Here is a 3,744-nt window from a genome sequence, read left to right as displayed (position 1 = left end):
TAAAAAAAAATTATTAATAATAAAAGAAAAATTACAAAATCCAAATATTTGGAAAAATATAAATATTTTACTTTCTTTAAATAAGAAGAAATCAAATATAGAAAATATTTTATTAACTTTAGATGATATTAATCAAGAAATTATTGATATCAATGAATTAATTAATTTAGCAATTAATTGTAATGACAAAAAAATCTTAAAAGAATCTATAAAATTTTTATTTCAAATACAAAAAAAAATAGATAATCTAGAATTACAAAAAATTTTTGTTAAAAAAAATGATGATAAAAATTGTTTTATAGATATTCAATCAGGATCTGGAGGTATAGAATCTCAAGATTGGGCTAAAATAATAATGAGAATGTATTTAAAATGGGCAGAAAAAAAAAAATATCAAGTAACTATAATAAATGAGTCTCCAGGAGAAGTTATTGGAATTAAATCGTCTACAATTCATATTGTTGGTAAATATGCTTTTGGATGGCTTCGTACAGAAAGTGGTATTCATCGCTTAATTAGAAAAAATCCTTTTAATTCTTCAGGTAAAAGACATACATCTTTTGTTTCAACCTTTATGTATCCTGAAATTAAAAATGATATAGATGTGTCTATTAATATGAAAGATTTACGTGTTGATGTATATAGAGCATCTGGATCAGGAGGACAACATGTAAATCGTACAGAATCTGCTGTGCGTATTACACATATCCCTACTGGGATAGTTACACAATGTCAAAATAGTAGATCGCAACATAAAAATAAAGATCAAGCTATAAAACAAATAAAATACAAAATATATGAATTAAAAAATAAAATAAAAGAAAAAACAAAAAAAAAAATAGAAAAAAATAAATTTAATATTAGTTGGGGATATCAAATACGTTCTTACATATTAGATGATTCAAGAATAAAAGATATAAGAACTGGCATAGAAAGTAATAATATACAATCTGTATTAAATGGTAATTTAGATCAATTTATTCAAGCAAGTTTAAAATTAAATATATAAATAAAATATATAAGGTTTATTGTTATGTCTGGAGCTAAAAATAAATTAAATAATATTAAAAATATTCATAATAATGAAATAAAATTTCGATATAAAAAATTAGAAATGTTAAAAAAAAATAATAATATAGTATTTCCTAATAATTTTAAAGTTAATTTTACATGTAATTATTTAAATCAAATTTCAAAAGAAAAAAAAAATTTTTTAAATAAAAAAATATTACATATTGCGGGAAGAATAGTAAATATACGTATTATGGGTAAAGCTTCTTTTATTAATATTCAAGATTATACAGGTAAAATGCAAATTTATATATCTCAAAATCAGATTTCTTACCAAGAATATAAAAAATTTTTAGAAGAATATGATATTGGGGATATTATAGGTATAATTGGTTATATATTTAAAACTAAAACTAAAGTTTTATCAATTTTTTGTCAAAAAATTTATTTATTAACAAAAGCAATAAAACCATTACCTGATAAATATCATGGATTAAAAAATAAAGAAATAAAATATAGAAAAAGATATTTAGATCTTATTGTTAATAAGAAAACACGTTTTATTTTTAATAAAAGACATCAAATTATATTAAATATTCGAGATTTTATGAATAAAAATAATTTTATTGAAGTAGAAACTCCAATGATGCATAATATTCCAGGAGGAGCTCTAGCTAAACCTTTTATAACTTATCATAATAAATATAATATGAATATATATTTACGTATTGCTCCTGAATTATATTTAAAACGTTTAATTATTGGGGGATTTAATAAAATTTTTGAAATTAATAGAAATTTTCGTAATGAAGGAATATCAACCCAACATAATCCTGAATTTACTATGATGGAATTATATATTGCATATGCAGATTATAAAGATTTAATGTTTTTTTTTGAAAAATTATTTAAAAAAATATATAAAAAAATATTTAAAAATAACATATTACAATATAACAATCATAAGTTTGATTTAAATAATCAATTTAATAAATTAACTATGAAAGAAGCTATTATTAAATTCTATCCTGAATTTTCTTTAGAACATTTAGAAAATTTTAATAAATTAATAAAAATTACTAATTCAATAAATATTAATATTAATTTAAATTGGAGTAAAGGTAAAATTATTTCTAAAATTTTTGAAGAAAAAATTATTGATAAGATCATAGAACCAACATTTATTACAGAATATCCTGTTGAAGTTTCTCCACTTTCAAGAAATAATGATACAAATTATTCATTTACTGATCGATTTGAATTTTTTATTTGTGGAATGGAAATTGCAAATGGTTTTTCTGAACTTAATGATCCTGAAGAACAAAAAAAAAGATTTCAAAAACAGGAAAACTACAAAAATATTAGTAACAATAAAAATATTAATCAATTTTATGATAAAGATTATATTGAAGCATTAAAGTACGGATTACCTCCTACAGCTGGATTAGGTATAGGAATAGATAGATTAGTTATGTTATTCACAAATACTAAATCAATAAGAGATGTTATTTTATTTCCAATGTTAAGACCTATTTAATAATTGTAAATTTTTTTCTATTTTTTCAATTAAAAGTATAAAATTTTTTATTGTTAAAGAAACTTTGCCTATTAAAAAACCATTTATGTATTTTTTTTTAAAAAAATTATCTATATTAAAGTAATTTACTGATCCACCATATTGAAAATATATATTTTCTACTATGTCTTTATTTAAAGACGATATATATTTTCTAATAAATAAAATAACTTTTTTTACTTCATTTAAATCTGCTATTTTACCAGTTCCAATCGCCCACAATGGTTCATAAGCTATAATAGATTTATTAAATATATTAACATTACTAATTTTAAGTATACTATTAATTTGATTAATACAAATTTTTTCTGTTAATTTATTTTTTTTTTGTTGTTCAGTTTCTCCTATACACAAAATTGGAATTAAACCATATTTTTTAATTAAAATAAATTTTTTTGATATAAGATCAATATCTTCATTATGATATATTCTTCTTTCTGAATGACCGATTATAACATATTTTACACCTATATCTTTTAACATATTTATTGATATTTCGCCAGTAAAAGACCCTTTCAAATGAATATCTACATTTTGTGCTGTTAAAAATATAGAAGTATTTTTTAATAAATTATTAATATAATTCAAATATACATATGGAGGTGCAATAGATAATTGACAATAATTTAAAGAATTATTTATTTTTTTAATAATATTTATATTTTTATTTATAAAATTATAATTACCATTTAATTTCCAATTAGCAATAATTAAAAATTTTTTCATATAATTTTCCTCTAAAATTTAAAAATATATTATTTTACCAATATTGTTCATATGTAATATTACCTTTTTTATTTATTAAATTTTTAGAAAAATTTTTATGTTGCTCTAAAAATTTTCTAGTTTGTTTAATCATATTTGGATTACCACAAAGCATTACATGACTATTATTAGTATTTATTTTAATGCCAATATTATTTTCTAATATGCCATTTTTAATTAAATCAGGAATATAACCGTACAAAATAGAATTATTAATATTAATATTTTTAGTTAAAATAATTTTAATAATTAATTGATTATAATATTTTTTTTTTATATTTTTTACTAAATATAAATAATTAAAATCCTCTATATATCTAATAGAATGTACTAAAATTATTTGTTTAAATTTTTGAAAACATTTACTATCTTGTAGTATTGAAAGATAAGGT

General features: G+C 19.0%; 4 protein-coding genes. 2 read left to right on the top strand and 2 right to left on the bottom strand.

Translation table 11 applies throughout. The features are described 5' to 3' along the window. Together prfB and lysS are read left to right on the top strand one after the other, a co-directional pair. On the top strand, positions 1-1,009 hold a 1,009-nt coding region (prfB, locus tag GJT96_RS00955), incomplete at its 5' end, for a peptide chain release factor 2 (protein WP_169780375.1). A 24-nt stretch (positions 1,010-1,033) separates the two neighbouring features. After that, positions 1,034-2,548, top strand: a complete 1,515-nt coding sequence (gene lysS, locus GJT96_RS00950; protein ID WP_169780374.1) for a lysine--tRNA ligase — start codon at positions 1,034-1,036, stop codon at positions 2,546-2,548. Here the strand turns inward: lysS and tpiA are convergent. Both tpiA and GJT96_RS02360 read right to left on the bottom strand, forming a co-directional pair. Beyond that, positions 2,534-3,313, bottom strand: coding sequence for a triose-phosphate isomerase (tpiA, locus tag GJT96_RS00945; protein ID WP_169780373.1), 780 nt, complete (start codon positions 3,311-3,313; stop codon positions 2,534-2,536). The two genes, lysS and tpiA, sit on opposite strands and share 15 nt — an antisense overlap. A 34-nt stretch (positions 3,314-3,347) precedes the next feature. Further along, positions 3,348-3,744, bottom strand: a 397-nt coding sequence (locus tag GJT96_RS02360; RefSeq protein WP_486599020.1) for a ferredoxin reductase domain-containing protein, incomplete at its 5' end; no start/stop codon positions are given.

Source organism: Enterobacteriaceae endosymbiont of Donacia piscatrix (assembly GCF_012569525.1).
Classification (GTDB): domain Bacteria; phylum Pseudomonadota; class Gammaproteobacteria; order Enterobacterales; family Enterobacteriaceae.
The sequence above is the reverse complement of the archived record's forward strand: the minus strand, read 5'-3'. Positions and strand labels throughout refer to the sequence as shown.

Excerpts from the sequence above, each read along its gene's own strand:
- lysS (WP_169780374.1), top strand. The coding sequence starts at position 1,034 with ATGTCTGGAGCTAAAAATAAATTAAATAATATTAAAAATATTCATAAT.
- tpiA (WP_169780373.1), bottom strand. The coding sequence starts at position 3,313 with ATGAAAAAATTTTTAATTATTGCTAATTGGAAATTAAATGGTAATTAT.